A 26,749-nucleotide genomic window follows, 5' to 3' on the forward strand; every position below is an offset into this window, starting at 1 on the left:
GTTTCCGGCGGCATAGCCGTCTGGGCGGTGTTAGGCAACTGCCCGCACGGCGTCAGGCCAGTGGATCAGGGGCGATGTTTCCGCCGCAGACCAGTATCGCGACACGTTCGCCCGGCTCTGGCGTGTAGGCCCCCGACATCAGCGCAGCCAGGGCCGCCGCCCCTGCCGGTTCCACCAATTGTCGCAATTCCTGCCACAGCGCGGTCTGCGCATGCAGGATCGCGTCGTCGGTCACCGTAACGCAGGTCAAGTCCTGCGCCTGAGCAAGGTCGAAACAGATCTGGCCGATCCGGCGCGCGCCCAGCGCATTGGCCGCAACCCCGCTGACATCCACATCCAGCGGCGCCCCGGTTTTGCGTGCCTGATACAGCGCGGCGCAACGCTCCGGCTCGACCGCGACGATCTTGCGCCGTCCTTGCAACCACGCCATCGCCCCGGCGACCAACCCGCCACCGCCCACCGCAATCAAGACGGTGTCGGCTTGCAGCCCTTGCGCTTCCCATTCGCGCATGACGGTGCCCTGCCCTTCGACCGTGGGAATCGCGTCATAGGCATGTACCTGCCCCGCACCGGTCTGTTCCTCGAACGCCCGCGCCTCGGCGAGCGCTTCGGCATAAGCGCCTTTTACCACGCGCAAATCCGCGCCGGTGCGTTCGATCAATGCAAGCTTGGAAGGGCCTGCGATCTCTGGCACGAAGATGGTCGCAGGGTGCCCCAGTTGCGCAGCAGCGTATCCCACCGCCGCCCCATGATTGCCCCCGCTGGCGGCAACGATCCCGGCCGTCGGTACGGGCGTGGACAGAAGCGTATTAAACGCCCCGCGCGCCTTGAACGACCCGGTGTGCTGGGTCTGCTCCAACTTGAATTCCAGCGGCCGATCAAGGCCAAACCCCGCCGTTTGCAGCACGGGCGTCACACGGACATGCCCTGCGATCCGCTGCGCGGCCGCCTCGATCTTGTTGGTCCACTCCATTCAAGCACGCTCCCATGACTGGTCATCAATCCGCACACCCTATAAGCACGGGCAGAACCCGCAAGCCGGAGACAGTAAAATGAATGACGACCGCCACAGCCGCTTTCGCGACGCCCATACCGACCTCGACACTGCCGAGGGCGTTCCGGATACCCCGCAGACCCGCGCGCCGGCTTACCGCCTTGCTTTCGCGGATGAAGAGTTTCTGCTGCGGGACGAATTGCGCCCGGTGCGGCTGCAACTGGAACTGCTGAAGCCGGAAATGGCGATGAACGAATCCGGCGTGGAAAGCACCGTGGTGCTGTTCGGCGGTGCCCGCATCCCCGCCCCTGCGCATAAGGACAAAGCCAAGACGCAGACCTTGGCAGAGCTTTCGCGGTTCTATGACGAAGCGCGGGTCTTTTCGCGCATCGTGACCGAAAAATCGCTGGAAACCGGCGGGCGGGAACTGGTGGTGGCAACGGGCGGCGGCCCCGGCGTGATGGAAGCAGGCAATCGCGGCGCGCATGATGCGGGCGGACGGTCCATTGGTCTGAACATCGTGCTGCCGCACGAGCAGGCCCCAAATGAATTCGTGTCACCGGAGCTGTGCTTCAACTTCCACTATTTCGCGATCCGCAAAATGCACTTCCTGATGCGTGCGCGCGCGATCTGTGTATTCCCGGGTGGGTTTGGAACGCTGGATGAAATGTTCGAATCGCTGACGCTGATTCAAACTGGCCGGATGGAACGTGTGCCCTTCCTGCTGTTCGGACGTGCGTTCTGGGAGAACATCATCAACTGGGAAGCGCTGAAAGACGCCGGCACGATCTCTCCCGAGGATCTAGACCTGTTCCGTTATGTCGATTCCGCCGCCGAGGCGCTGGAAATCATCGAAGCATGGCCAAAGCCGGAAAAACGCGACCACATTCCGGGCCGGTAAAACGGCCCGTTCAGGCGACGGCGGTGACGTTCATCAGGCAGATGGTTTCCTTCGTGGACAGCCGCGTGATCAACTGACCCGTCCGGGTCTCTGTCACCGCGTAGCCAAAGCCCAGAAGGCGATGTTTCCACTCACGCCGGGACAGGCATTTTTCCCGCTCGGACAGTACGAACTGCCGCATCTCGTCCAGCTCTTTCGCGTTCTCGATATTCGCTTGTAGCATGGTCCACTCCACCGTTTACCAACTTGGCAAGCATCCAGCCCAGTAAGCGTGGCGGGAATGGTTCGCGATTGGGGAAGTTTCGTGGCGAGAGGCTATTTCAGCACGTTTACCGCCGAAATCACGCCTTCGACCCGGATCGTCTGAAGTAGCGTGCCGCCTTCGAACTCAAGCCAAAGCTCTGTGCGGCCGATCTGAGTCGTGCCTTCGAATTGCGTCATGGGCGGCAGGGTCAGGCTGGTCAGAAAATCGCTGCCGGGCAGGCCGAACAGCCCCCAGGACAGGCCGTGTACGGACACGACACCAAAGCCAGACGTCTGAAGCGCAGGGGCAAATTCACCCGGCGCGGCGGTGCGGCCCATCAGAAAACCGAACACATCCACATTCAGATCGGAAGTTCCGGTCTCGTCATGCAGAAAGCTGCGGCTGCCATTGAGCGCGATCCCGGCCATGCCCCAAGGGGCATTGCGCACGCCCAGCGGCACGCAATGTTCCGAATCGACGCAAAAGCCCCCATTCGGGAATGCCACCAGACCAATCTGACTGCTTGCCGCATTGGCGCGGACCTGCGCCAGATCCAGTGCAACCGTCACGGCCCCAAGGTCAATCTGTGAAGACTGCAATGCTGTGGGATAGCCGGCGATCACCGCGTTCTTGGCGGCGGCGGGTGTGTCTGTCTGGTATGCCATCCGGCCGGTGACAACCGCCTGACCCGACGCGGCAGAAGGCCCGAAAATCTCGGCCATCAGCGCGCCCAGCGTTCCGCCGCCAGCACTGATGACCCGGTTCGGATCGAAGCTTAAGTGCCCGGTATATTCGAAACGCGAAAGCTCGGCCTGCGCGGCGCTTGCCACAAGAAGGAGGGCAAGCAGCAGGCGTTTCACAGCCCGGCTTCCTTGGCGATTTCCGCCCGGCTCTTGCGCGCGCGTTCGGTCGCGGATTTCAACTGGCCGCAGGCGGCAAGAATATCCTCGCCACGCGGTGTGCGGATCGGCGACGCATATCCTGCCTTGTAGATGATGTCGGCAAAGGCGCGGATGCGGTTGTTCGAGGAACGTTTATACGGCGCACCGGGCCATTCGTTGAACGGGATCAGGTTGACCTTGGCCGGGATGCCTTCGATCAGCTTGACCAACCGCCGGGCATCATCATCCGTGTCGTTGATCCCGTCGAGCATCACATATTCAAAGGTGATCCGCTCTGAGTTGGTCAGGCGCGGGTATTCGCGCAGCGCGTCCAGCAGCGTTTCGATGTTCCACCGCTTGTTGATGGGAACAAGCTTGTCGCGGACCGCATCTGTCGTGGCGTGAAATGACACAGCCAGCAGGCAGCCGATCTCTTCTGCGGTGCGCGCGATCTCTGGCACGACGCCGGAGGTGCTCAGCGTGATGCGGCGGCGCGACAATTGAATGCCTTCGCCGTCCATCACGATCTTCATCGCGTCGCGCACATTGTCGAAATTATAAAGCGGCTCCCCCATGCCCATCAGCACGATGTTGGACAGCAGCCGCGTCTCGTCCTTGGGCGCGCCGGGAACCGGCCATTCATCCAGATCGTCGCGCGCCATCATCACCTGACCGACGATTTCCGCGGCCGTCAGGTTGCGCACCAGCTTTTGCGTGCCGGTATGGCAGAAGGAACATGTGAGCGTGCATCCAACCTGGCTGGAGACACACAGCGTGCCGCGCCCTTCTTCGGGGATATAGACGACTTCGACCTCGTGCCCGCCGGCGATCCGCACAAGGTATTTGCGCGTTCCATCGGTAGAGACCTGTTTGGACACGACCTCGGGGATTTCGATCACGAAATTCTCGGCCAGTTGCGCGCGATAGGCCTTGGCAAGGTTTGTCATCGCGTCGAAGTCGCGCACGCCCCACTGATAGATCCACTGCCAGATCTGATTGGTGCGCATCTTGGCCTGCTTTTCGGGCGTGCCATGCGCGATCAGCGTGTCGCGCATCTGATCCCGCGTCAGGCCGACAAGGTTCACGGGCCCTTCCGGCAATTTCCGGGGGATCGTCATGACATCCTGTGTGATCGGCGCGCTCATCGCAGTGGTCCTGTTGCTGGGGATGCAGCTTCATATAGGAACGGTCGCCGAATGCAAAAGGATTCGGACGCAACAAGCAATGTCAAAGGGCGGGACAGCCGCGCAAGGGCGCCCCGCCGATAAGGTTTATCCGCCGCAGCGGCCTTCGGCATCTTCCAGAGCCGCCGTAAAGCCAAGCAGGCTGAACGTGTCCTTGGTTTGCGTGCCACGGCTGGACCGGGCAGAGACCACCGCATTCGCGCCGCGCTTCATCGCGGTCACGATCTTTGCGTCGTCCTGCGCGGATGCGGGCCATGCCCATTCGCCATCGGTGAACAATTCGAACTCGGTCCCCCCGATATTCATGTTCACGGTGGAGCCGCCCGCGAAGGGATAGCCGCCGGTAAAGGCCACCTGGCCATTGATCTGTTCACTGGGACGGAACGACACCATCAGCAGGATTTGCCCACGGTTGACCGCCACCACGTTGCCATTGCGCGTGTTCACGGTTTCCTTGGGGGTCGACACGCTCCAGCATTCCTTGGGGCTTTCGTCGACAAACACGCTCCAATCGGTTTTGGCCGCCACACGGTTGGTGGAACTGTCCTGTTCCTGTGCAAACGCCGCGCTTGCCACCGCAACGCCTGTGACCGCTGCCCCGAACCATTTGATTAACTTCATGCTTACAGCCTCCGGACTGTCCTTCGCCTCGTCTGCGCGCGTGGCGCAAGGCCGTTCGCCCTGTTCTTGCCACTTGCATACGCGCCTTGTTTCGCTCAATTGGGCCTACAGTAAAGCAAAACCCGACCCGAACGAAAGGGTTCTGGGCAGGATTTCGCCAAGTTGTGAGGGCATCATGCAAGCAGGTATTCCATTGGTCGAACTGTGGCGCGGTCCCTTTGCCGAAAGTGTGCATACCGGCCATGCGGTGATCTGCGACGCACAAGGCGACATCGTCGAGGCATGGGGCGATCCCACGCAGGTCGTGCTGCCCCGGTCTTCGGCCAAGATGTTGCAGGCGCTGCCCCTGATCGAAAGCGGCGCGGCGGATGCGTTTTCGCTGTCCACCGCGCAACTGGCGCTGTCCTGCGCGTCGCATCAGGGCGCACGTATCCATGTGGACAAGGTGTCGGCATGGCTGGGCGATCTGGGTCTTGGCGAATCCGATCTGCGCTGCGGCCCGCAGCAAAGCGAAGACATCCCGTACCGGAATCAGATGATCTGCGCCGATGAGGCCCCCTGCCAATTGCACAACAACTGTTCTGGCAAACATGCGGGTTTCTTGACGCTGGCAAAGCACCTTGGCGCCGGACCCGAATACATCGACCCGGACCACCCTGTGCAATTGGCGGGGCGCGAGGCGTGGGAACGGATGACCGATGAAGAGGTGCAGGGCTATGGCATCGACGGATGCTCTGCCCCGAATTTCGCGACATCCCTGCACGGCATGGCCCGCGCGATGGCCAAATTCGCCACCGCCGCCGAAGGCACGCCGCAGCAGCGGTTGGTATCGGCGATGACGACTCACCCGGAACTGGTCGCCGGGGAAACCCGCGCCTGCACCAATCTGATGCGGGCCATGGACGGACGCGTGGCGATCAAAACCGGGGCGGAGGGTTTCTTTATCGCGATCATCCCCGAGAAGAAGTTGGGTGTCGCGCTCAAGATTGCTGACGGTACGACGCGCGCCAGTGAATGCGCGATTGCCGCCATTCTTGTGAAATTGGGCGTTCTGGACGTGGATCACCCGGAAACCCGGAAATACCTTGATGCGCCGATCCTGAACCGGCGCGGTATCCAGACCGGCTGGCAGCGCGCAACGGACGCGCTGCGATAAACGCTCAGACCTCTGCGAAGTCCGACTTGGCGTAGCCTTGCAGGTACAAAAGCGCCGTCAGATCGCCGTGGTTGATCCGAATATCGCATTCGGCGGCAACGGCGGGCTTGGCATGCAGCGCCACCCCGGCCCCGGCGCGGCCCAGCATCCCCAGATCATTCGCGCCATCGCCGACCGCGATCACATCCGCATCCGACAGGCCGAGGCGTTCGGTGATCTCTTCCAGCGCGTCCACCTTCGCGGCGCGACCCAGAATCGGCCGGGCAACATCGCCGGACAGCGTTCCGTTCTCCGCCAGAAGCGTGTTGGCGCGATTTTCGTCAAAGCCCAGCGTCGCCGCGACCTTATGGGTAAAGGCGGTGAACCCGCCCGAAACCAGAGCGCAATAGGCCCCGTTCGCCTTCATCGTGGCAAGCAAGGCGCGCCCGCCCGGCATGAATGTGATACGCTGCGCCAGCACCTCGTCGATCACCGTTTCCGGCAAGCCCTTGAGCAACGAAACACGTTCCGTCAGCGCCTCTTCAAAATCCAACTCGCCATTCATGGCGCGCGCGGTGATCGCCTTGACGTGATCCCCGATCCCCGCCGCATCCGCGAGTTCGTCGATACATTCCTGTTGGATCATCGTGCTGTCCATATCGGCCAGAAGCATCTTCTTGCGGCGCCCCTTCACCGGTTGCACGATCAGATCGACGCCGATTTTCTGTAGATCGGCCCACACGTCCCAACGGTTCTCCGGCAGGATGGGAATTGCAAATTCGGCGGCTTCGTCCGGGGCCAGCCAGATGATCTCCTCCCCGGCCCAGGCATTGCGAAGCGATTCCAGCAAAGCGCCGTCCAGCGCAGCGCCCCCGGGCGCGGTCAAAAGCGTTGTGACATACATGGAGTTTCCGATCGTAGCCGTGTCTGTCGCATTTGAGCGATCAAGCGGCGCTATAGCGACGTTTTGTCTGTTGTGCCAGAGCGGCGCGCGCTGTATCGCCGTCCGTGGGACACCTCTCCCCAACGAGAGGCGAATATCTGGAAGGATAGCATTAATGGCTATGACCCAACCCGGCGCGCGGCCGATGAATCCGCGTTTTTCTTCTGGCCCCTGTGCCAAACCCCCCACATTCACGCTGAATGATCTGTCCGATGCGGCGCTTGGCCGGTCGCACCGTGCGGCTGTTGGCAAAGACAAGCTCAAAGCCGCCATCGAAGAGACGCGCACGCTGCTTGGCGTGCCCGCCGATTACAAGATCGGGATCGTTCCGGCCTCGGATACCGGCGCGATGGAAATGGCCATGTGGTCGCTTTTGGGCGCACGGCCCTGCACCATGGTTGCCTGGGAAAGCTTTGGCGCGGGCTGGGTCACGGATGTGGTCAAGCAGTTGAAGCTCGATGCCGAGGTAAAGACCGCCGATTATGGCGAAATCGTCGACATGGCTGCACTGGATTACGACACGGACGTCGTGTTCACTTGGAACGGGACGACCTCTGGTGTGCGTGTCGCAAATGGCGATGTCATTCCGGCCACGCGCGCAGGTCTGACGATCTGTGACGCGACTTCTGCCGCCTTCGCGATGGATTTACCTTGGGACAAGCTCGATGTGACGACGTTCTCCTGGCAGAAAGTGCTGGGCGGCGAAGCGGCACATGGGATGCTGATTCTGTCCCCGCGTGCGGTGGAACGGCTGGAAAGCTACACGCCTGCATGGCCGTTGCCGAAGATTTTCCGCCTGACCAAAGGCGGCAAGCTGATCGACGGTATCTTCTCGGGCGCGACAATCAACACGCCCTCCATGCTGGCGGTCGAGGATTACCTGAACTGCCTGAAATGGGCGCGCAGCGTCGGCGGCCTGCAAGGGTTGATCGCGCGGGCGGATGCCAATGCCCAGGCGATCTGGGATTTCTGCGCGAACCGCGATTGGATCGACAATCTGGCGGTCGATGCCGCGACACGCTCCAACACCTCCGTTTGCTTGAAGTTCACAGATCCGCGGATCACCGACGGGGCTGCCTTTGCAAAGGCGGTCGCCAAACGGTTGGAAGCAGAAGGCGTCGCCCTTGATGTCGGCGCGTATCGCGATGCCCCTGCCGGTCTGCGGATCTGGTGCGGCGGCACGGTCGAAACGGCTGATATCGAAGCGATGCTGCCGTGGCTCGACTGGGCTTTCGACGCGGAAATCACCGCGTTGGCGGAAGCCGCCTGATCCAAGGGTGCGCTGAAGCGCACCCTACACCCCATTCCCTCCCGTAGGGTGCGCTTGAGCGCACCCAAGCTCAGGATAAAGCTATGCCTAAAGTACTCATCTCCGACAAACTCTCCGACGCCGCTGTCCAGATCTTCCGCGATCGCGGGATCGAAGTGGATTTCCAACCGGACCTCGGCAAAGACAAGGACAAGCTCGCCGAAGTGATCGGCCAGTATGACGGTCTTGCCATCCGCTCTGCCACGAAAGTGACGGAAAAGATCATCGCCGCTGCCGACAATCTCAGAGTCATCGGCCGCGCCGGGATCGGCACCGATAATATCGACAAGGAAGCTGCGTCGAAGAAGGGCATCATCGTGATGAACACGCCCTTCGGCAACATGATCACGACCGCAGAACATGCGATCGCCATGATGTTCGCCGTGGCCCGTCAAATCCCCGAAGCCAGCGCTTCCACCCACGCCGGCAAGTGGGAAAAGTCCAAATTCATGGGTGTCGAACTGACAGGCAAGACCCTTGGCGTTATCGGCGCGGGCAATATCGGCGGCATCGTCTGCGACCGGGCCCGTGGGCTGAAGATGAAAGTCATCGCGTATGATCCCTTCTTGGGCGCCGAAAAGGCCGAGAAGATGGGCGTCGAGAAAGTCGAACTGGACGATCTGCTCAAGCGCGCGGATTTCATCACCCTGCACGTGCCCGCCACTGACCAGACGCGCGGCATGATCGACGCTGAAGCCATCGCCAAGATGAAAAAGGGCGTGCGGATCATCAACTGTGCCCGCGGCGGCCTTGTGGATGAGGCGGCACTGGCCGACGCGCTGAAATCCGGCCACGTGGCTGGCGCGGCCTTCGACGTGTTCAGCGTTGAGCCAGCGACCGAGAACCCCCTGTTCAACCTGCCCAACGTGGTCTGCACTCCGCACCTTGGCGCGGCCACCACGGAAGCGCAGGAAAACGTCGCCCTGCAAGTCGCAGAGCAGATGTCCAACTACTTGCTCGATGGTGCGGTCGAAAACGCGCTGAACTCGCCCTCCCTCTCTGCCGAAGAAGCCAAGGTCATGGGCCCGTGGGTCGATCTGGCCGGGCATCTTGGCAGCTTCATCGGCCAATTGACCGACGAACCCATCAAGGCGATCAACATCCTGTACGACGGTGTCGTCGCCAGCATGAACCTTGAGGCGCTGAACTGCTCTGCCGTTGCCGGGATCATGAAACGTGTGAACCCGGACGTGAACATGGTGTCGGCCCCCTTCATCGCGAAGGAAAAAGGCATCAAGATTTCCACCACCAATCAGGATAAATCCGGGGCGTTCGACGGGTATATCAAGGTGACGGTTGTCACGGACAAGCGCGAACGCTCCATCGCGGGGACGGTATTCTCGGACGGGAAACCGCGCTTCATCCAGATCAAGGGCATCAATATCGACGCCGAGATCGGCGCGCATATGCTCTACACCACCAACGAAGACGTGCCCGGCATCATCGGCCTTCTCGGCAACACGATGGGCAAGAACGGCGTGAACATCGCGAACTTTACCCTTGGCCGGAACACGGTCGGCGGCGAGGCGATTGCGCTTCTCTATGTCGACGATGCCATCCCGGAGGACGTGCTGAAGACCCTGCACAATACCGGGATGTTCCGGCAGGTTCGGCCACTGGCCTTCGACGTCGCGTAACACCGTCGCATCAAGAAATGAGCAGGGCGTGCCAATGGCGCGCCCTTTTTCTTTCGCGGCACCCACCGGGGCGCACCCGAAAGACTTCCGCCTCGACAACGGATGAGGCGCGTGGCACGTCAACCGCAGCACACGTATCGAAGAAAGGCGACCAACAATGACACCGATCTACGCCGTGGGCGATATTCACGGCCAACGCGCGATGCTGGACACGGCACTCGAACGCATCGAACAGGACGGTGGCTCCGATGCGCGGGTCGTTTTTCTGGGCGATTACGTCGACCGCGGCCCCGACAGCAAGGGCGTGATCGATGTGCTTTCCGCCGGGTTGGACGATGGCCGAAACTGGGTGTGCCTCAAGGGCAATCACGACCGGATGTTCGAATGGTTCATGCAGGACGAGCCGCGCCATGACCCGCACCTTCTGGTCGGCTACCACTGGTTTCACGAACGTATCGGCGGAATCGAGACGATGGCCTCCTACGGCGTCACATGGTCGGAACACACGCGGCTGCAAGCGGTCCATGCCAACGCGCAAGACGCGGTGCCGCCCGAACACCTGTCCTTCCTGCAAAACCTGCACACATCCCACGAGGAGGCCGGGCATCTCTTCGTTCATGCCGGTCTGCGCCCCGGCATTCCGCTCCATGATCAAACGGAAGAGGATTTCCTTTGGATCAGGGGCGAATTTCACGACGCGCCGACGAACTTCCCCTTTCTTGTGGTGCACGGTCACACCCCGGTCGAACGGGCGACCCATTACGGCACGCGGGTCAATCTCGACACCGGGGCCGGGTACGGAAACCCGCTCACCATCGCCTGTTTCGAGGGGGATGCCTGTTTCACACTGACCAGTGACGGACGCCAAAGGCTCGCCCCGGTCGGTTAGCCCCACAGATCGGTCGACAGATACTTCAATCCACTGTCGCAGATCACAACGCCAATGACGCCGCCCCGTTCCGGCCCGCGCAGCAATTCCAGCGCGGCGGCGACATTCGCACCTGCGGAAAACCCGCCGAAGATACCTTCGCGCCGGGCAAGGGTGCGGGCCGTGTCCCGCGCCACTCGCCCGCTGACCGTCACATAGCCACTGGGTGTCACCCCGGCCAAAGCGGCCAGTTCGGCCATCGCATACCCGCCCCCCTGAATCGGATGGGCAGGTTGCGTCACTTCCTCACCTGCCAAAACCGCCGCGCCTTCGGGCTCCAGAATATACCCCCGTATGCCCGGCGCCAAAGCCTGCAACCCGCGCATCGTTCCCGCAAATGTCCCGCCAGACCCGGCAAAATCGACAAAAGCGGTCAGCGTCCCTTCGCTGCCCTGCCAAAGCTCCGGCCCGGTCCCCTCCTCATGCGACCGCGCGTTGCCCGGATGGTGAAACTGGTCGGCACGGAAGGCCCCCCTCGCCCGCGTGATCTGCTGCGCTGCCTCCTCGACCAAGGCCAGGTCCGCACCAGACACTTCGCCCACACGCGCACCTGGTGCCTGATCGACCAGAACGACCTCAGCGCCCAGCGCCTCCATCATCCGGGCCCGTTCCAAGGAATTGCCCCGGCTCATCACCGCCACGAACGGATAGCCAAGGACACCGCAGACAATCGCCAAGCCTGTGCCCATATTGCCAGAGGTCAGTTCCACAACCGTCTGCCCGGGGGACAATGCCCCCTCGGCCTGCGCCGCGCGAAGGATCCCCAGCGCCGCCCGGTCCTTCTTGGAAAACCCCGGATTAAGATAATCCAGCTTGGCAACGATCCTGCCCTGAACATCGGCCGCCTCCGTCAGCCGATCCAGCCAGACAGCCGGCGTGTTCCCAATCGCATCCAAAACCGATTTCAACGCCAATTTTTGCTCTTTCGCCTGTTTCAAAATACTTTCGGGGAGAGTTTGAGAGGGGCAGACAGCCCCTCTCAAGGCCTGCGTGGCCCGAACGCAATTTCATCGAATGCGCCTCAGGCGCGCCAGTCAAGAACGACCTTGCCGCTGGAACCGGACTGCATTGCCGCGAACCCTTGGGCAAAATCACGCGCGGCAAAGCGGTGCGTAATCACTTTCGACACATCCAGTCCGTTTTCCAGCATGGCAATCATCTTGTACCACGTCTCGAAAATCTCGCGGCCGTAGACGCCTTTGATCGTGATCGCCTTAAAGACGATCCGGCTCCAATCTACCGGGGATTTGCCCGGCGGGATGCCCAGCATGGCAATACGCCCGCCCATCACCAGCGTGTCGATCATCTGATCCAGCGCGGTCTGGTTGCCCGACATTTCGAGCCCCACGTCGAAGCCCTCGCTCATCTTCAGGCCCGCCTCAACCTCGCGCAGGTCCTGCTGCGCGACATTGACCGGCACCACATCCACAACCCGCGCGGCCAGATCCAACCGATCCTGATTCACATCCGTGATCACCACATGCCGCGCGCCCACATGCCGTGCGACGGCGGCGGCCATGATGCCGATGGGCCCCGCCCCGGTGATCAGAACATCCTCGCCCACCAGATCGAAGCTCAGCGCGGTATGGACCGCGTTTCCCAGCGGATCCAGAATTGCGCCGATCTCGTCATCGATCTCATCGGGAAGCGTCACCACATTGAACGCGGGCAGGCGCAGATACTCGGCAAAGGCGCCTTGTTCATTCACCCCGATCCCACGTGTTTCCGGGTCCAGATGGAATTTTCCGGCGCGCGACTGGCGTGAGCTATGCTTGATCAGATGCCCTTCGCCCGAACAACGCTGACCGATTTCCAAGCCGGTGACATTGCGGCCAAGTTCCACGATCTCGCCCGCGAATTCGTGACCCGTAATCAGCGGCACCGGCACGGTTTTCCGGGCCCAGTCGTCCCAATTCCAGATGTGTATATCGGTGCCGCAGATACCTGTCTTGTTGACGCGGATCAGCACTTCGTCCGGCCCAATCTCTGGCACCGGCGCGGTCTCCATCCACAGGCCTGCTTCAGCGCGCGATTTCACGAGGCAGCGCATTTCATTCGTCATCAGATCGCTCCCACGGCTTTGCCCACGCGGCCAAATGCTTCCAACGCGCGATCCAGCGCGGCCCGGTCCAGCGCCGCGTTCATCTGGGTGCGAATCCGCGCCTGTCCAAGCGGCACCACCGGATAGAAGAACCCGCTGACATAAACCCCTTCCTCGAACAGCTTGGATGCCATGTCCTGCGCCAGCCGTGCATCGCCCAGCATTACCGGAATGATTGGATGTTCACCCGGCAGCAGATCGAATCCGAGCCGTTCCAGCCCGGCCCGCCAATAGGCCGCGTTCTCGAATAGGCGGTCACGCAGCGCATCGCCCTCTTCGACCAGACGCAACGCCTCAAGCCCGGCCGCCACAATCATCGGCGGCAGCGCGTTGGAAAAAAGATATGGCCGCGCGCGTTGGCGCAGCAGGTCGATCACCGGCTGCGGCCCGGCGATATAGCCGCCCAGCGCGCCCCCCAATGCTTTGCCCAAAGTCCCGGTCAGGATGTCCACATCGACCCCGAAATGCGCGGGCGTGCCGCGCCCCTTCGGCCCCATGAACCCGGTGGAATGGCAATCATCCACCATGACAACCGCATCGAATTCCTGCGCCAGCGCGGTGATTCCGGGCAGATCGGCCAGATAGCCATCCATTGAAAAGACGCCATCGGTGGCGATCACGATATGTCGCGCCCCTTCGTCGCGCGCCTGTTGTAGCTTTTCGCGCAGCGCGGTCATGTCATTATTCGCATAGCGATATCGGCGCGCCTTGCTCAGCCGAATCCCGTCGATGATCGATGCGTGGTTCAGCGCGTCCGAGATGATCGCGTCCTCTGGTCCGAAGAGCGGCTCGAACAGGCCGCCATTGGCATCGAAACAGGCCGCAAAGAGAATCGCGTCATCCTTGCCCAGAAAGGCCGCCAGACGCTGTTCAAGCTGGCGGTGCAGATCCTGCGTGCCGCAGATGAAACGAACAGACGCCATGCCATAGCCGTGCCCATCCATCGCGCTTTTTGCAGCGGCGACCAGATCGGGATGGTCGGCCAGACCAAGGTAATTATTGGCGCACAGGTTGATGACCTCACGGTCACCGACATGCACGGTTCCCCCTTGGGGCGAGGTGATCAGGCGTTCGTGCTTGGTCAGGCCCGCCGCGTCGATCTCGGCGAGGGTGTCGGTCATATGGTCGAGGAAATTTTGGGGCATCAGAGCGACTCCTTTCCCAAGAAAGGTAGCATAACGGAACCGCGTCCGAAATATCGGATTTCCATGATTGCGGAACTTTTCCGTGATGCAGGAAATCAGGCGTCGCGCACCACCAGAAAGGCGCGCGCTGGCGCATCTGCGGTGATCGAATGCGGCAAATCCGCCGGGTAACGCGCCGTGTCACCGGGACCAATCTGCCGTTCGACACCGCCGCTTGTCACGGTGAGGTGGCCATCGATCACTGTCAGATGCTCGGACGCACCGCGCTTGTGCGGCTGGCTGCGCAAGGCCCCACCGGCGGTGAATTCCAGCTCGTAGATTTCATGGCGACCAGCTTCTTCAGCCGGGGAGAGGATTCGAATCGTGCAACCTGAGCCCCGGTTTTCGATCTTGGGCGCAGCGGCACGCGTCAACACGTCGATCTTCGGGCCAACGGTTTCTTCGTCCAGCAGCCCCGCGAAATCGACCTGCAAGGCGCGCGTCAGGTTCCACAGCGTCGAAATCGTCGGAGAGCTTTCGCCGCGCTCTATCTGGCTGACCATCGACCGGCTTACGCCGGAGAGTTTCGCCACAGCGTCAAGCGACAGGCCCATTTCACGCCGCGCGTCTTTCAGGCGTGCGGGCAAGCGGTTCAAAATAGCGTCGGCATCTTCCGTCATGACGGAGTTAGTGGCGCAGCCAGCGCGCGGCTGTCAACCGTCCGGTCCACCGCCGGATCAGAGAAGCCAGTCCAGCAGCAATACGAAGAAGGCACCGCCAATCGCGGAACAGATCGCCGTGATTGCGATCCAGCGCCAGAAACCTTGCGGGCGGTGCGACGGTTCCAATTGCGCCTGGTTGATCAGGGCGTTCTCCACCAGACCCGGCAGCCGCGGACCAAACCGGGCCATGACGCGGGCGGTCTTGGTCAGGTCCGTCAGCACGGCGCGCGGCCCCACGGATTTGCGAATATAATCGGTGACAATCGGAGAGGCCGCTTCCCAGATGTTTATCTGCGGGTTCAGCCCGCGCGCAACGCCTTCGACCACGACCATGGTGCGTTGCAGCAGAATCAATTCTGTCCGGGTTTCCATGCCGAAGCGTTCAGTCACTTCAAAAAGGTAGGACAGCAGCCGCCCCATGGAAATCTTCGTCGCATCCATGCCGAATATCGGCTCGCCCACAGCGCGCAGGGCGCGGGCGAATTCCTCAACGTCCTTGTCGGGCGGCACATAGCCCGCCTCGAAATGGACTTCTGCCACACGTTTGTAATCGCGCCGGATGAACCCAAAGAGAATCTCTGCGTACACACGGCGCGTGTATTCATCGATATGGCCCATGATCCCGAAATCATAGGCGATGATATCCCCATTCGCCGCGACCTTGAGATTGCCCTGGTGCATATCGGCGTGGAAATATCCGTCGCGCAGCGCGTGCATCAGGAACACGCGCAGCACCCGTTCGCCCAGCGCGCGGCGATCATGCCCCGCCAGATCCAAAGCAGCGTTGTCCCCCAGCGGCACACCATCGGCCCAGCCCAGCGTCATCACACGGCGGGCGGACAGGCTCCAGACGATCTGGGGCAGTTGGAAGCCTTCGTCATTCTTGGTGTTGGCGTCGAATTCGGACGCGGCAGAGCTTTCGAGCCGCAGATCCAACTCACCACGCACAACGCCGTCGAAATGTTCGATCACTTCCAGCGGACGCAAGCGGCGCGATCCGGGAGAGAACGTATCGACGATCCGGGCGGCAAGGTAGAACGCATCGACATCCTGTCGAAATGCGCGTTCGATTCCAGGCCGCAGCACCTTCACCGCGACTTCTTCACCCGTATCCGCGCGGCGGGCCTTGTGGACCTGCGCGATAGATGCAGCGGCGACAGGCTCGGAAAACTCCGAAAAAATCTGATCGACCGGCAATCCAAGCTCGCGTTCGACTTCGGCCTTGGCTTCCTCCACCGAGAAGGGCGGCAGCTTGTCCTGAAGCACCCGCAATTGCAGCGCCAGCTCATCGCCGACCACGTCAGGGCGCGTGGACAGAACCTGCCCGAACTTGATGTAGGCGGGGCCAAGCGCGGTGAGCGCCCGTGTCGCGGGCGGCATGGACGGGTCGCCCTTGTAGCCCAACCACTTGAAGGGCCAGCCTAGGGTGCGCGCCACAAACCGCAGCGATTTGGGCGCATCGAACGCATCCAGCACCACATTCATGGCGCCGGTTCGTTCCAGCGTCGCGCCCGTTCGGATCAGGCGCAGAATATTGTGAGGGCCGCGCACCGGGTCAGATCTTCCAGCCGGAGTGCAGGCAGGCCACACCCATGGTCAGGTTGCGATACTTGGCGTTCTCGAATCCGGCCTCGCGCACCATGCCAAGGAAGGTTTCCTGATCGGGGAACTTGCGGATCGATTCCACCAGGTACTGATAGCTGTCGCGATCCCCGGCAATGGCCTGCCCCATGCGCGGGATGACATTGAAGGAATATAGATCGTACAGCTTTTGCATCCCCGGATTGGGAAGCTGGCTGAATTCCAGCACCATCAACCGCCCGCCCGGCTTCAGAACGCGATACGCCTCGCGCAGCGCATCAAGCGGGCGCGTGACGTTCCGGATACCGAAGCTGATCGTGTAGACGTCAAAGGTGTTGTCGCGGAAGGGCAGCTTCATCGCGTCACCCGTCACCCAATCAAGGCTGTCCGCCATCTGCGCGGCCTCGGCCCGCTTGCGGCCTTCGACCAGCATGGGCTCGGTCAGGTCCAGAACGGTGGCGTGGCCATGGCCGGCACGTTTGAGGAACCGAAAGGAGATATCCCCCGTCCCCCCCGCCACGTCGAGCAGCTTTTGACCGGGCCGCGGCGCCAGCCAATCCATCATCGCATCTTTCCAAATCCGGTGAATCCCCATGCTCATCGCATCGTTCATCACGTCGTATTTGGAGGCGACGGAATTGAAGACCCCCTGCACCCGTCCGGCCTTCTGGCTTTCGGGAATATCTTCAAAGCCGAAATGGGTGGTCTTGTCGTCCGCGTTGGTCATCTCTTGCAACCTGTCAAATTTCGACTTTGTTATAGAGCGCTCAGCCCCACGTACAATGCGAAGGAAAGCGCCCCATGCCCGAATTGCCAGAGGTAGAGACAGTTCGCCGCGGATTGGCCCCTGTGATGGAAGGGGCAGTGATCGCGCGCGCGGATGTGAACCGGCCCGATCTGCGCTGGCCGTTCCCTGCGCGGATGCCAGAGCGGTTGACCGGCGCGCGGGTGGATCGGCTGCGGCGGCGGTCGAAATATATCCTCGCCGATCTGGATACGGGAGAGACGTTGCTGATTCATCTGGGCATGTCCGGGCGGATGCTGATTTCCGGCGACCCGCTCGGACAGTTCGTGCATGAGCACCCCGCGCCGGAAAAGCATGACCATGTTGTATTCCACATGGAGAACGGCGCGCGCATCACCTTCAACGATCCACGGCGGTTCGGGGCGATGGACCTTCTGGATACGGCAACGGCAGAGGCGCACAAGCTGCTCGCCGTTCTGGGGCCGGAGCCTTTGGGCAACGATTTCCACGAAGATCACCTGATCGCCGCTTTCAAGGGCAAGATGACCCCGGTGAAATCCGCCCTGCTGGATCAGAGAATCGTCGCGGGATTAGGCAATATTTACGTTTGTGAGGCATTGTTCCGCAGCGGAATTTCCCCCACGCGCAAGGCCGGGCGCATTGCCGCGCAGCGGGTTGCGGCATTGGTGCCCATCGTCCGTGACGTTCTTCAGGACGCCATCGCGGCAGGGGGATCGTCTCTTAAAGACTTCCGCCAAGCCGATGGGGAACTTGGATATTTCCAGCACAGCTTCGATGTCTATGGCCGCGAAGGACAGGCCTGCACCACCGAAGGTTGCGCATCCCACGTGGCACGGATCGTCCAGTCTGGGCGGTCGTCCTTCTACTGCCCGACCTGTCAAAGATAACTTGCAAGACGCGCCGCCCGTGTTAAGGGTTCGGTTTCGTGACAACAGCAGGAAAGCTTGCAGACATGGCCTATGAGACGATCATCGTCGACGTCGAAGACCACATTTGCTTGATCAAGTTGAACCGCCCCGATGCGCTGAACGCTCTGAACCAGCAATTGCTGGGAGAGTTGATGACGGCGCTTGAAGAGGCGGATGCCAATGACAGCGTGCGCTGCATCGTCCTGACCGGGTCCGAAAAGGCTTTTGCCGCCGGGGCCGACATCAAGGAAATGTCCACCATGTCCTTCGCCGAGGTGAACTCGGTGAACCTGTTTGCCGATGCCAATGTACGGATCATGCAGATTCGCAAACCGATCATCGCGGCAGTGTCCGGCTATGCGCTTGGGGGCGGCTGCGAGATCGCGATGGCCTGCGATTTCATCATCGCCGCCGACAATGCCAAGTTCGGCCAGCCCGAAATCAACCTTGGCGTTATCGCCGGGATGGGCGGCTCTCAACGACTGACGCTGGCGGTCGGCAAATCCAAGGCGATGGATATGAACCTGACCGGTCGGTTCATGGATGCCGAAGAGGCAGATCGTTCCGGTTTGGTCAGCCGCGTGGTTCCGGCCAAGAAGCTGATGGAAGAGACCATGAGCGCGGCCAACAAGATCGCCGAGAAATCGCTGATCGCCGCGCGCACCGCCAAGGAAGCCGTGAACCGGTCCTTCGAAGTGCCGCTGACCGAAGGTCTGCTGGTCGAACGCCGCCTGTTCCATTCGCTCTTTGCGACAGAAGATCAGAACGAAGGCATGGAAGCGTTTCTTGAAAAACGAGAGGCGCAATTCCGCGACCGGTGACGCCCTGCGCGGCGTTCCGAAAAGAATCACTTCACTTTTGGCGGGTCTTTGCCTATACGGCCCGCCAGACATGCGTGTGATGCCCGCTTTGGCAGGAGAAGCCCGGTAACAAACCGGGATCCCCTTGGGGGTGTCACGTATCATTTTTTGACGACAACCCTGAGGCAAGGACACACCGATGGCTAATTCGCCCCAATCCAAGAAACGCGCCCGTCAGAACGAAAAACGTTTTGCCGTCAACAAGGCACGCCGTTCCCGCATCCGCACCTACCTGCGCAAAGTCGAAGAAGCGATCGCTTCCGGCGATAAAGATGCTGCAGTTGCAGCACTGCGTTCGGCCCAGCCGGAGATCATGCGCGGCGTCACCAAAGGCGTCTACCACAAGAATACAGCATCCCGGAAAATCTCGCGCCTGAACGCGCGCGTGAAAGCCCTGAGCTGATATTCAGAGATTCTTATTTGACGAAAAGGCGTTGCGAGAGCAGCGCCTTTTTTTCGTGTGTGCTCTTCACACGACATAGAGAGATTCCCTCCGAACTTTTTAGGGCGTCAAGTTTTAAGTTTTGTTGCTGCGCCCTTAACGAAATTGCTACCTCTATTAATGCGACTCGCGTCGCGACCTTTTGGGGGGACAGGCCCGGAAACGCGTTCATGGGGATGAAATGTTCGTTTGTCCGGGGGCTGTTTGCAGATGGTGTTCCGTCTGCATGAATGCTGCTCAAGTGAAAGCCCAGCTTTCGCGCCCTGTCACAAATGTGTTGTACACGGCCCTTTCTTGATCGGGTTTCGATCCGAAGGATGGTGTCGTGTGCTTGGTCCGGTAACTGGCTCATCTGTCTCTGGTCCGACAGATGAATTCCTGTTGCCTGGTTGAATAGTGGCGAACCGGCTCGGCCACAGAACTGAGCCGAGGACAAAAAAGAGGATGGCAGGCTCGAATGACTGGGGAACAATGGGGCGAGTTGCGGCAACGGCTGCGCAAAACGGTAGGGCAGAACAACTACGTGACGTGGATCGAACCACTCAAGTTTCGCGACCTGCTGGATGGGGTCGCAACCTTCGACGTACCGACGACTTTTCTGGGCAACTACGTCTCGCAGAACTTCTCTGATCTGATCCTGCACGAGCTACATAGCCGCAATTCCGATGTCCGCCGCCTGAGCTTCAAGGTTGTCGCCAACTCGGATGCGCGCCCGGTCGAAGCTGCCAAGCCGCAACCGGTGGAACGCAAACCCTCTGCCGTATCCGCCCTGAACCCCGCGCCGCTCGACAGCCGCTTTACCTTTGACACCTTCGTTGTCGGCAAACCGAACGAGCTTGCCCACGCCGCTGCCAAACGCGTTGGCGAAGGTGGCCCGGTCACGTTCAATCCGCTGTTTCTTTACGGTGGCGTCGGCCTTGGCAAGACGCACCTGATGCACGCCATCGCGTGGGAGCTTCAGGCCCGCCGTCCCGATCTGAACGTCCTGTATCTGTCGGCAGAGCAGTTCATGTATCGATTTGTGCAAGCTCTGCGCGACCGCAAGATGATGGACTTCAAGGAAATCTTCCGCTCCGTCGATGTGCTGATGGTGGATGACGTCCAGTTCATCGCGGGCAAGGACAGCACGCAGGAAGAATTCTTCCACACCTTCAACGCGCTGGTCGACCAGAACAAGCAAATCATCATCTCTGCCGATCGCGCGCCGGGTGAAATCAAGGACTTGGAAGAGCGGGTGAAATCCCGTCTGCAATGTGGTCTTGTCGTCGATCTGCACCCGACCGATTACGAACTGCGTCTGGGCATTCTTCAGTCCAAGGTCGAGCAACAGCGCGTGACCTATCCGGACCTGAAACTGGATGACGGCGTGCTGGAATTCCTGGCCCATCGGATTTCCACCAATGTGCGCGTGCTCGAAGGTGCGTTGACGCGGCTTTTCGCCTTCGCATCGCTGGTTGGGCGCGAGATCACCATGGACCTGACGCAAGACTGCCTTGCCGATGTTCTGCGGGCGTCCGAGCGCAAGATCACGGTTGAGGAAATACAGCGCAAGGTGTCCGAGCATTACAACATCCGTCTGTCCGACATGATCGGGCCGAAGCGGTTGCGGTCCTATGCGCGTCCGCGTCAGGTTGCGATGTATCTGTGCAAACAGCTGACCTCACGCTCGCTTCCCGAAATCGGGCGGCGTTTTGGGGGCCGGGACCACACCACCGTCATGCACGGTGTTCGCCGGATCGAAGAGTTGAAACAGCAGGACGGCCAGATCGCCGAAGATCTGGAATTGCTGCGCCGCGCGCTCGAAGCCTGACGGCCACGCGCCCCTGATCTGTGCCAATCGGGCCTCGGTTTCACGCCGGGGCCTTTTGCTGTTACGCAATGGCGGCACATTGGCTTGACGCTCTGCTAAATCCAGAAGACAACTGCGAAAACACTTGTGCAGCGTCACTGTTCGAGTAGGGTTTGCGTCCCTGCAGGCGCGCAAGGAGAGCGATATGAAACTCAGTATAGAACGGTCCGACCTCCTTAAAGCGGTCGCGCAAGCGCAATCGGTCGTCGAGCGGCGCAATACCATTCCGATCCTTGCCAATGTTCTGATCGAAGCGGACGGGTCCGACGTTACCTTCCGCGCGACCGACCTTGATATCGAAGTTGTCGACAAGGCCCCTGCCATGGTCGAACGCGCCGGGGCGACAACCGTGTCGGCGATCACCCTGCACGAGATCGTCCGCAAGCTGCCCGATGGGGCGCAAGTCACGCTGACCGCCGACAGTGCCGCAGGCCGGCTGACCGTCGAAGCGGGCCGGTCGAACTTTTCGCTCGCGACGCTGCCGAAGGAAGATTTCCCGGTGATGGCGTCCTCGGAATACACCTCGAACTTTTCCGCCCCCGCACCGGTGCTGCGGCGCCTGTTCGACAAGTCGAAATTCGCGATCTCGAACGAGGAAACGCGGTATTACCTCAACGGTGTCTACATGCATGTTTCGGATGCGGATGGCGGCAAGGTGCTGCGCTGCGTGGCAACCGATGGTCACCGGCTTGCCCGGATTGACGCCGATCTGCCCGATGGGGCGGAAACGATGCCGGGCGTGATCGTGCCGCGCAAGACGGTTGGTGAATTGCGCAAGCTGCTGGATGACGACGATACCGAGATCGCCGTCAGCGTTTCGGAAACCAAGGTCCGCTTTGCGACCCCGGTGCTGACGCTGACCTCCAAGGTGATTGACGGCACGTTCCCCGATTACACGCGGGTCATTCCGGCCGGCAACACACGCAAGATGGAAGTCGATGCGGCCGATTTCGCCAAGGCGGTGGACCGGGTGGCAACGGTGTCTTCCGAACGCTCCCGTGCGGTCAAGCTGGCCCTTGACGAGGACCGTCTTGTTCTGTCGGTGAACGCACCTGACAGCGGCGCGGCAGAAGAAGAGCTTGCCGTAGCCTATGGCGACGAACGGCTGGAGATCGGCTTTAACGCGAAATACCTGCTGGAAATCGCCAGCCAGGTCGATCGCGAAAACGCGGTATTCCTGTTCAACTCCTCCGGCGATCCGACGCTGATGCGCGAGGGCAATGACCAAAGCGCGGTTTACGTCGTCATGCCCATGCGGGTGTGACGCGCCGGAATTTGACACAAATTCCGGTCCGTTTTCTGCGCCAGAAAACGGCGCCCGGCTCATGACGCTGGCCCTGACTTCCCTGACGTTGTCGCATTTCCGCTCGCATAAGCGCGCGGCGCTGAACGTCGATACGCGGCCCATCGCGATTTATGGGCCCAATGGTGCGGGCAAGACGAATATCCTGGAGGCCGTGTCGCTCTTTTCGCCCGGTCGCGGTCTGCGCCGCGCCAGCGCCGAGGATATGACCCGCAAGCCCGAGGCACTTGGCTGGAAGCTCACCGCTGTTGTCCAAACCTCCACGCAAGTACATGAGGTCGAAACATGGTCCGAGGGCGGCGCGGCCCGGCAGGTTCGGATCGATGGCAAATCCGCTTCGCAAATCGCTCTTGGCCGGATTGCACGGGTGCTTTGGCTGGTGCCGTCGATGGACCGGCTCTGGATCGAAGGCACCGAAGGGCGACGGCGCTTTCTGGATCGGATGGTCATGAGCTTTGAACCGGGGCACGCCGAGCTTTCCTTGAGTTACGAGAAGGCGATGCGAGAGCGGAACCGGCTACTCAAGGATCAGGTTCGGGACGCCGCGTGGTACGGCGCGCTGGAATCGCAACTGTCGCAATCGGGCGCGCAGATTCACGCCGCACGCCGGCGTACGGTGGAACGGCTGACGCTTGCCCAGCAGGGCGCCGAAACCGCCTTCCCCATCGCAGAGCTTGACCTGACCCAAACCGAAGGCGAGATGCCCGAAACCGCCGAAGATCTGCGCGCCGCGCTTGAAGAAAGCCGGTTTCGCGACATGGCCGCCGGGCGCACGCTTGTCGGGCCGCACCGCGCTGATCTTTATGGGGTGTATGCGGCCAAGGGCGTGCCGGCGCGCAACTGTTCGACCGGCGAGCAGAAAGCGCTTCTGGTTTCGCTTATCCTCGCCAATGCGCGTGCGCTGGCCGAGGATGCTGGCGCGCCGCCGCTTTTGCTGTTGGATGAGGTTGCCGCACATCTGGATGCCGATCGCCGCGCCGCGCTGTATGATGAGATTTGCGCGCTTGGTGCGCAGGCATGGATGACCGGCACCGGGCCGGAGCTTTTCAGCGAACTTGACAGCCGGGCGCAAAGGCTTGAAGTGACCGAAACCAACGGTATTTCCGAGACGACGATTCAATGACCGCTTCCGCCTTTGATTTGGCGCTTTATGCTTTTGCGCTTTTCATCCTGTTTCTGACCCCTGGCCCGGTCTGGCTGGCCCTGATCGCACGGGCGGTCTCTGGCGGGTTTCAAAGCGCGTGGCCGCTCGCATTCGGCGTCGTCGTCGGGGATGTAATCTGGCCGCTTCTGGCCATACTGGGTCTTGCCTGGATCACGTCTGAGGTGGATTACGCCATGTCGATCCTGCGCTGGGTGGCCTGCGCGTTCTTCGTGTGGCTCGGCTGGACTGTCATCCGAAACGCGGATGCATCCGTGTCGAGCGATAGCAGGCTCACCCGGCCGGGCAAGCTGGCAGGCTTTCTCGCAGGTGTTGCGGTAATCTTGTCGAACCCGAAGGCGATCCTGTTCTATCTTGGCGTCCTGCCGGGTTTCTTCGACCTTAGCAGCGTCACTGCGCTGGACATCGCGGCGATCTGTTTCCTGTCCCTTCTGGTGCCGCTGATCGGCAATCTGATCCTTGCCTATACCGTGCATCACGCGCGGTCCCTGATCGCCTCCCCCAAGGCCATGTATCGGCTGAATCTGTCCTCTGGCTGGATGCTGATCCTCGTCGGGGCGATCTTGCCATTCACCTGACGCGGAACATTGCGCGGGGCCGAAATCTGCGGCCACCCAAACCCCGCCGAAACCTACAAAATCTTGTGTCAGTCACGTGACAAGCCGCGCAAAAACCACTAGAAATGGGGCGTCAGAATAACAAGGCATAAGCATGGCGGAACACGAGCAAACCCCCGAAGAATATGGCGCTGATTCCATTAAGGTTCTCAAGGGGTTAGAAGCTGTCCGGAAACGTCCCGGCATGTATATCGGCGACACCGATGACGGGTCGGGCCTGCACCATATGGTGTATGAGGTCGTCGATAACGGTATCGACGAGGCACTTGCCGGCCATGCAGACTATGTTCACGTGAAAATTCACGCGGATAGTAGTGTCTCTGTGCGGGACAACGGGCGCGGTATTCCGGTGGGTATGCACGAAGAAGAAGGCGTATCCGCTGCCGAAGTCATCATGACCCAATTGCACGCGGGCGGGAAGTTCGACAGCAATTCCTACAAGGTCTCCGGCGGTCTGCACGGCGTTGGCGTTTCGGTCGTGAACGCGCTGTCCGTCTGGCTGGAACTCAAGGTCTGGCGCGATGGCAAAGTCCATTCCGCCCGGTTCGAGCATGGCGAGACAGCCCGCCACCTGGAAGTGATCGGCGAGGCCGGGGATGAAACCGGGACCGAGGTGCGGTTCCTCGCGTCCACGGACACGTTCTCCAACCTCGAATACAGCTTCGAGACGCTTGAGCGGCGGTTGCGCGAACTGGCCTTCCTGAACTCCGGCGTGCGCATCATCCTTGAAGACGAGCGCCCGGCAGAGCCGCTGCGGACCGAGCTTTACTATGACGGCGGCGTCAAGGAATTCGTGAAATATCTCGACCGGAACAAGACCGGGCTGATGGAAGAGCCGATCTATGTTGTCGGCGAACGCGACGATATCGGGATCGAGGCGGCGCTGTGGTGGAATGACAGCTACCACGAGAACGTCCTGCCCTTCACCAACAACATCCCGCAGCGCGATGGCGGCACGCATATGGCGGGCTTCCGCGGAGCGCTGACGCGCGTTCTGCAGCGCTACGCGACAGAAAGCGGAATCGCCAAGCGCGAGAAGGTCACCTTTACCGGCGACGACGCGCGCGAGGGCCTGACATGCGTTCTGTCCGTCAAAGTGCCCGACCCGAAATTCTCCTCTCAGACCAAGGACAAGCTTGTGTCCTCAGAGGTGCGTCCGGCGGTCGAAGGACTGCTGGGTGAGAAGCTGTCTGAATGGTTCGAAGAAAACCCGAATGTTGCCAAGATGATCGTCGGTAAGATCATCGAAGCCGCGCTGGCCCGTGAAGCTGCGCGTAAAGCCCGCGAATTGACCCGCCGCAAGACTGCGATGGACGTCAACTTCCTTGCAGGCAAGCTGAAGGATTGTTCGGAAAAAGACCCGTCGCAGACCGAAGTCTTCCTGGTCGAGGGCGACAGCGCCGGTGGCTCTGCCCAGACCGGGCGCGACCGCCGCACGCAAGCGATCCTGCCCCTGCGCGGGAAAATCCTGAACGTGGAACGGGCACGGTTCGACCGAATGCTCTCCAGCCAAGAAATCGGGAACCTCGTCATGGCACTTGGCACCGGGATCGGGCGGGATGAGTTCGATATTTCCAAGCTGCGTTACCACAAGATCGTCATCATGACGGACGCGGATGTGGACGGCGCGCATATTCGGACGCTGCTGCTGACCTTCTTCTATCGGCAGATGCCGGAACTGATCGAAGGCGGATACCTTTATATTGCGCAGCCGCCTCTGTTCAAGGTGATGCGCGGCCGGTCCGAGGTGTACCTCAAGGATCAGAGCGCGCTGGATGATTACCTGATCCAGCAGGGCGTGGATGGTGCGGTGCTTAAACTGGGCAGCGGGGCCGAGATGGGCGGCGCGGACCTGATCCGCGTGGTCGAAGAAGCCCGGCAACTCAAGCGCGTTGTCGATGCTTTCCCGACCCACTACCCCCGCCACATTCTGGAACAGGCGGCGATTGCCGGTGCCTTCGTGCCTGGCGCTGTGGATTCCGACCTGCAAGGCGTCGCGGACAAGGTCGCCGCGCGGCTTGACCTGATCGCGCTCGAATATGAGCGTGGTTGGCAGGGGCGTATCACGCAGGATCACGGTATCCGGCTGGCGCGCATTCTGCGCGGTGTCGAAGAAGTCCGCACGCTGGATGGCCCCATGCTCCGTTCCGGAGAGGCGCGGCGCACCGGGTCCTTCACCGAGTCGCTGCAAGAGGTCTACGGCACGCCTGCGCGGCTGGTACGCAAGGACCGGGATCAGTTGATCTTTGGCCCGCTCGATCTGCTGTCGGCGATCCTCGAAGAAGGCGAACGCGGCCTCACGCTGCAACGCTACAAGGGTCTGGGCGAAATGAACCCCGACCAGCTTTGGGAAACCACGCTGGACCCGGACGCGCGGACCCTGCTTCAGGTCAAGGTCGACGACATGGCAGAGGCCGACGATCTGTTCACCAAGCTGATGGGCGACGTGGTAGAACCGCGCCGCGAATTCATCCAGCAAAACGCGCTGAGCGTCGAGAACCTCGACTTCTAGGGAAATGTAGGTGAGCTACACTACG

Annotated in this window: 25 protein-coding genes; 13 read left to right on the forward strand and 12 right to left on the reverse strand. The window is 61.1% G+C overall.

Translation table 11 applies throughout. The features are described 5' to 3' along the window. Positions 1-52: 52 nt before the first annotated feature. Entirely contained in the window at positions 53-973 is a 921-nt protein-coding gene (locus E4Z66_RS16125; protein ID WP_136464077.1) for a threonine/serine dehydratase, read from the reverse strand. Between the two features lie 79 nt (positions 974-1,052). Between E4Z66_RS16125 and E4Z66_RS16130 the strand changes: the two genes are divergently transcribed. Next, positions 1,053-1,895 carry an LOG family protein gene (locus E4Z66_RS16130; protein WP_136464078.1) on the forward strand — a complete coding sequence of 281 codons (843 nt, stop codon included), beginning with the start codon at positions 1,053-1,055 and terminating at the stop codon, positions 1,893-1,895. Positions 1,896-1,905: 10 nt separating this feature from the next. On the opposite strand, the gene E4Z66_RS16135 is transcribed toward E4Z66_RS16130, so the two are convergent. The 4 genes from E4Z66_RS16135 to E4Z66_RS16150 all read right to left on the reverse strand — a co-directional run bounded on the left by E4Z66_RS16135 (position 1,906) and on the right by E4Z66_RS16150 (position 4,825). After that, positions 1,906-2,118 carry a hypothetical protein gene (locus E4Z66_RS16135; RefSeq protein WP_136464079.1) on the reverse strand — a complete coding sequence of 71 codons (213 nt, stop codon included), beginning with the start codon at positions 2,116-2,118 and terminating at the stop codon, positions 1,906-1,908. Between the two features lie 92 nt (positions 2,119-2,210). After that, a complete protein-coding gene (locus E4Z66_RS16140; RefSeq protein WP_136464080.1) occupies positions 2,211-2,999 on the reverse strand; it encodes a hypothetical protein in 789 nt (262 codons plus the stop codon). Continuing rightward, positions 2,996-4,165: a dual-specificity RNA methyltransferase RlmN gene (rlmN, locus tag E4Z66_RS16145; RefSeq protein WP_136464081.1), complete on the reverse strand. Its 1,170-nt coding sequence runs from the start codon at positions 4,163-4,165 to the stop codon at positions 2,996-2,998. Before rlmN ends, E4Z66_RS16140 begins: the two co-directional genes overlap by 4 nt. 126 nt (positions 4,166-4,291) lie before the next feature. Beyond that, positions 4,292-4,825 carry an invasion associated locus B family protein gene (locus E4Z66_RS16150; RefSeq protein WP_136464082.1) on the reverse strand — a complete coding sequence of 178 codons (534 nt, stop codon included), beginning with the start codon at positions 4,823-4,825 and terminating at the stop codon, positions 4,292-4,294. Positions 4,826-5,000: 175 nt separating this feature from the next. Between E4Z66_RS16150 and E4Z66_RS16155 the strand changes: the two genes are divergently transcribed. Then, a complete protein-coding gene (locus E4Z66_RS16155) occupies positions 5,001-5,981 on the forward strand; it encodes an asparaginase (RefSeq protein ID WP_136464083.1) in 981 nt (326 codons plus the stop codon). A gap of 4 nt (positions 5,982-5,985) precedes the next feature. On the opposite strand, the gene serB is transcribed toward E4Z66_RS16155, so the two are convergent. Then, complete coding sequence (serB, locus tag E4Z66_RS16160) at positions 5,986-6,864, reverse strand: phosphoserine phosphatase SerB (RefSeq protein WP_136464084.1); 879 nt, start codon at positions 6,862-6,864, stop codon at positions 5,986-5,988. 154 nt (positions 6,865-7,018) lie between these two features. Here serB and E4Z66_RS16165 point away from each other — a divergent pair, with 154 nt between their 5' ends. The 3 genes from E4Z66_RS16165 (at position 7,019) to E4Z66_RS16175 (ending at position 10,738) form a co-directional block, all read left to right on the forward strand. Continuing rightward, positions 7,019-8,173 (forward strand): phosphoserine transaminase, encoded by a 1,155-nt coding sequence (locus E4Z66_RS16165; protein ID WP_136464085.1) that lies wholly within the window; start codon positions 7,019-7,021, stop codon positions 8,171-8,173. Between the two features lie 83 nt (positions 8,174-8,256). Then, a complete protein-coding gene (serA, locus tag E4Z66_RS16170; RefSeq protein ID WP_136464086.1) occupies positions 8,257-9,849 on the forward strand; it encodes a phosphoglycerate dehydrogenase in 1,593 nt (530 codons plus the stop codon). A gap of 157 nt (positions 9,850-10,006) precedes the next feature. Next, positions 10,007-10,738, forward strand: a complete 732-nt coding sequence (locus tag E4Z66_RS16175) for a metallophosphoesterase family protein (protein WP_136464087.1) — start codon at positions 10,007-10,009, stop codon at positions 10,736-10,738. Here E4Z66_RS16175 and E4Z66_RS16180 read toward each other — a convergent pair. The 6 genes from E4Z66_RS16180 to ubiE all read right to left on the reverse strand — a co-directional run bounded on the left by E4Z66_RS16180 (position 10,735) and on the right by ubiE (position 17,032). Further along, positions 10,735-11,685, reverse strand: coding sequence for a PLP-dependent cysteine synthase family protein (locus E4Z66_RS16180; protein WP_246036049.1), 951 nt, complete (start codon positions 11,683-11,685; stop codon positions 10,735-10,737). The genes E4Z66_RS16175 and E4Z66_RS16180 overlap by 4 nt on opposite strands. Before the next feature lie 113 nt (positions 11,686-11,798). Further along, positions 11,799-12,839: an L-threonine 3-dehydrogenase gene (gene tdh / locus E4Z66_RS16185; RefSeq protein WP_136464089.1), complete on the reverse strand. Its 1,041-nt coding sequence runs from the start codon at positions 12,837-12,839 to the stop codon at positions 11,799-11,801. Next, positions 12,839-14,023 carry a glycine C-acetyltransferase gene (locus E4Z66_RS16190; protein ID WP_136464090.1) on the reverse strand — a complete coding sequence of 395 codons (1,185 nt, stop codon included), beginning with the start codon at positions 14,021-14,023 and terminating at the stop codon, positions 12,839-12,841. Before E4Z66_RS16190 ends, tdh begins: the two co-directional genes overlap by 1 nt. Before the next feature lie 95 nt (positions 14,024-14,118). Continuing rightward, positions 14,119-14,682 carry a helix-turn-helix domain-containing protein gene (locus E4Z66_RS16195; RefSeq protein ID WP_136464091.1) on the reverse strand — a complete coding sequence of 188 codons (564 nt, stop codon included), beginning with the start codon at positions 14,680-14,682 and terminating at the stop codon, positions 14,119-14,121. A 57-nt stretch (positions 14,683-14,739) separates the two neighbouring features. Further along, complete coding sequence (gene ubiB, locus E4Z66_RS16200; RefSeq protein ID WP_136464092.1) at positions 14,740-16,275, reverse strand: 2-polyprenylphenol 6-hydroxylase; 1,536 nt, start codon at positions 16,273-16,275, stop codon at positions 14,740-14,742. Positions 16,276-16,279: 4 nt separating this feature from the next. Further along, complete coding sequence (gene ubiE / locus E4Z66_RS16205) at positions 16,280-17,032, reverse strand: bifunctional demethylmenaquinone methyltransferase/2-methoxy-6-polyprenyl-1,4-benzoquinol methylase UbiE (protein WP_136464093.1); 753 nt, start codon at positions 17,030-17,032, stop codon at positions 16,280-16,282. Between the two features lie 74 nt (positions 17,033-17,106). On the opposite strand from ubiE, the gene mutM reads away from it, so the two are divergent. From mutM to gyrB, 8 genes are all read left to right on the forward strand, one after another. Beyond that, entirely contained in the window at positions 17,107-17,958 is an 852-nt protein-coding gene (gene mutM / locus E4Z66_RS16210) for a bifunctional DNA-formamidopyrimidine glycosylase/DNA-(apurinic or apyrimidinic site) lyase (RefSeq protein WP_136464094.1), read from the forward strand. A 65-nt stretch (positions 17,959-18,023) separates the two neighbouring features. Then, the gene (locus tag E4Z66_RS16215; protein WP_136464187.1) at positions 18,024-18,800 is read left to right on the forward strand and encodes an enoyl-CoA hydratase; all 777 of its coding nucleotides are present in this window, start codon (positions 18,024-18,026) and stop codon (positions 18,798-18,800) included. Positions 18,801-18,978: 178 nt separating this feature from the next. Then, positions 18,979-19,242, forward strand: coding sequence for a 30S ribosomal protein S20 (gene rpsT, locus E4Z66_RS16220; RefSeq protein WP_136464095.1), 264 nt, complete (start codon positions 18,979-18,981; stop codon positions 19,240-19,242). Between the two features lie 496 nt (positions 19,243-19,738). Then, positions 19,739-21,091: a chromosomal replication initiator protein DnaA gene (gene dnaA, locus E4Z66_RS16225; RefSeq protein ID WP_136464096.1), complete on the forward strand. Its 1,353-nt coding sequence runs from the start codon at positions 19,739-19,741 to the stop codon at positions 21,089-21,091. 184 nt (positions 21,092-21,275) lie between these two features. Next, positions 21,276-22,394 carry a DNA polymerase III subunit beta gene (gene dnaN / locus E4Z66_RS16230; protein ID WP_136464097.1) on the forward strand — a complete coding sequence of 373 codons (1,119 nt, stop codon included), beginning with the start codon at positions 21,276-21,278 and terminating at the stop codon, positions 22,392-22,394. Positions 22,395-22,455: 61 nt separating this feature from the next. Next, entirely contained in the window at positions 22,456-23,556 is a 1,101-nt protein-coding gene (gene recF / locus E4Z66_RS16235; protein WP_136464098.1) for a DNA replication/repair protein RecF, read from the forward strand. After that, positions 23,553-24,173 carry a LysE family translocator gene (locus E4Z66_RS16240; RefSeq protein WP_136464099.1) on the forward strand — a complete coding sequence of 207 codons (621 nt, stop codon included), beginning with the start codon at positions 23,553-23,555 and terminating at the stop codon, positions 24,171-24,173. Before recF ends, E4Z66_RS16240 begins: the two co-directional genes overlap by 4 nt. A 133-nt stretch (positions 24,174-24,306) precedes the next feature. Continuing rightward, positions 24,307-26,724: a DNA topoisomerase (ATP-hydrolyzing) subunit B gene (gene gyrB / locus E4Z66_RS16245; protein WP_136464100.1), complete on the forward strand. Its 2,418-nt coding sequence runs from the start codon at positions 24,307-24,309 to the stop codon at positions 26,722-26,724. Positions 26,725-26,749 lie beyond the last annotated feature (25 nt).

This window comes from Aliishimia ponticola (genome assembly GCF_004803475.1).
Lineage (GTDB): Bacteria > Pseudomonadota > Alphaproteobacteria > Rhodobacterales > Rhodobacteraceae > Aliishimia > Aliishimia ponticola.

What these genes read in the sequence shown, in the direction of transcription:
- E4Z66_RS16240 (WP_136464099.1), top strand. Translation starts at nt 23,553, where the DNA reads ATGACCGCTTCCGCCTTTGATTTGGCGCTTTATGCTTTTGCGCTTTTC.
- E4Z66_RS16195 (WP_136464091.1), bottom strand. Translation starts at nt 14,682, where the DNA reads ATGACGGAAGATGCCGACGCTATTTTGAACCGCTTGCCCGCACGCCTG.
- E4Z66_RS16150 (WP_136464082.1), bottom strand. Translation starts at nt 4,825, where the DNA reads ATGAAGTTAATCAAATGGTTCGGGGCAGCGGTCACAGGCGTTGCGGTG.
- serB (WP_136464084.1), bottom strand. Translation starts at nt 6,864, where the DNA reads ATGTATGTCACAACGCTTTTGACCGCGCCCGGGGGCGCTGCGCTGGAC.
- recF (WP_136464098.1), top strand. Translation starts at nt 22,456, where the DNA reads ATGACGCTGGCCCTGACTTCCCTGACGTTGTCGCATTTCCGCTCGCAT.
- E4Z66_RS16155 (WP_136464083.1), top strand. Translation starts at nt 5,001, where the DNA reads ATGCAAGCAGGTATTCCATTGGTCGAACTGTGGCGCGGTCCCTTTGCC.
- E4Z66_RS16130 (WP_136464078.1), top strand. Translation starts at nt 1,053, where the DNA reads ATGAATGACGACCGCCACAGCCGCTTTCGCGACGCCCATACCGACCTC.
- E4Z66_RS16135 (WP_136464079.1), bottom strand. Translation starts at nt 2,118, where the DNA reads ATGCTACAAGCGAATATCGAGAACGCGAAAGAGCTGGACGAGATGCGG.
- mutM (WP_136464094.1), top strand. Translation starts at nt 17,107, where the DNA reads ATGCCCGAATTGCCAGAGGTAGAGACAGTTCGCCGCGGATTGGCCCCT.
- dnaA (WP_136464096.1), top strand. Translation starts at nt 19,739, where the DNA reads ATGACTGGGGAACAATGGGGCGAGTTGCGGCAACGGCTGCGCAAAACG.
- dnaN (WP_136464097.1), top strand. Translation starts at nt 21,276, where the DNA reads ATGAAACTCAGTATAGAACGGTCCGACCTCCTTAAAGCGGTCGCGCAA.
- E4Z66_RS16165 (WP_136464085.1), top strand. Translation starts at nt 7,019, where the DNA reads ATGGCTATGACCCAACCCGGCGCGCGGCCGATGAATCCGCGTTTTTCT.
- E4Z66_RS16175 (WP_136464087.1), top strand. Translation starts at nt 10,007, where the DNA reads ATGACACCGATCTACGCCGTGGGCGATATTCACGGCCAACGCGCGATG.
- rlmN (WP_136464081.1), bottom strand. Translation starts at nt 4,165, where the DNA reads ATGAGCGCGCCGATCACACAGGATGTCATGACGATCCCCCGGAAATTG.
- E4Z66_RS16125 (WP_136464077.1), bottom strand. Translation starts at nt 973, where the DNA reads ATGGAGTGGACCAACAAGATCGAGGCGGCCGCGCAGCGGATCGCAGGG.
- tdh (WP_136464089.1), bottom strand. Translation starts at nt 12,839, where the DNA reads ATGACGAATGAAATGCGCTGCCTCGTGAAATCGCGCGCTGAAGCAGGC.
- rpsT (WP_136464095.1), top strand. Translation starts at nt 18,979, where the DNA reads ATGGCTAATTCGCCCCAATCCAAGAAACGCGCCCGTCAGAACGAAAAA.
- E4Z66_RS16215 (WP_136464187.1), top strand. Translation starts at nt 18,024, where the DNA reads ATGGCCTATGAGACGATCATCGTCGACGTCGAAGACCACATTTGCTTG.
- gyrB (WP_136464100.1), top strand. Translation starts at nt 24,307, where the DNA reads ATGGCGGAACACGAGCAAACCCCCGAAGAATATGGCGCTGATTCCATT.
- ubiE (WP_136464093.1), bottom strand. Translation starts at nt 17,032, where the DNA reads ATGACCAACGCGGACGACAAGACCACCCATTTCGGCTTTGAAGATATT.
- E4Z66_RS16190 (WP_136464090.1), bottom strand. Translation starts at nt 14,023, where the DNA reads ATGCCCCAAAATTTCCTCGACCATATGACCGACACCCTCGCCGAGATC.
- serA (WP_136464086.1), top strand. Translation starts at nt 8,257, where the DNA reads ATGCCTAAAGTACTCATCTCCGACAAACTCTCCGACGCCGCTGTCCAG.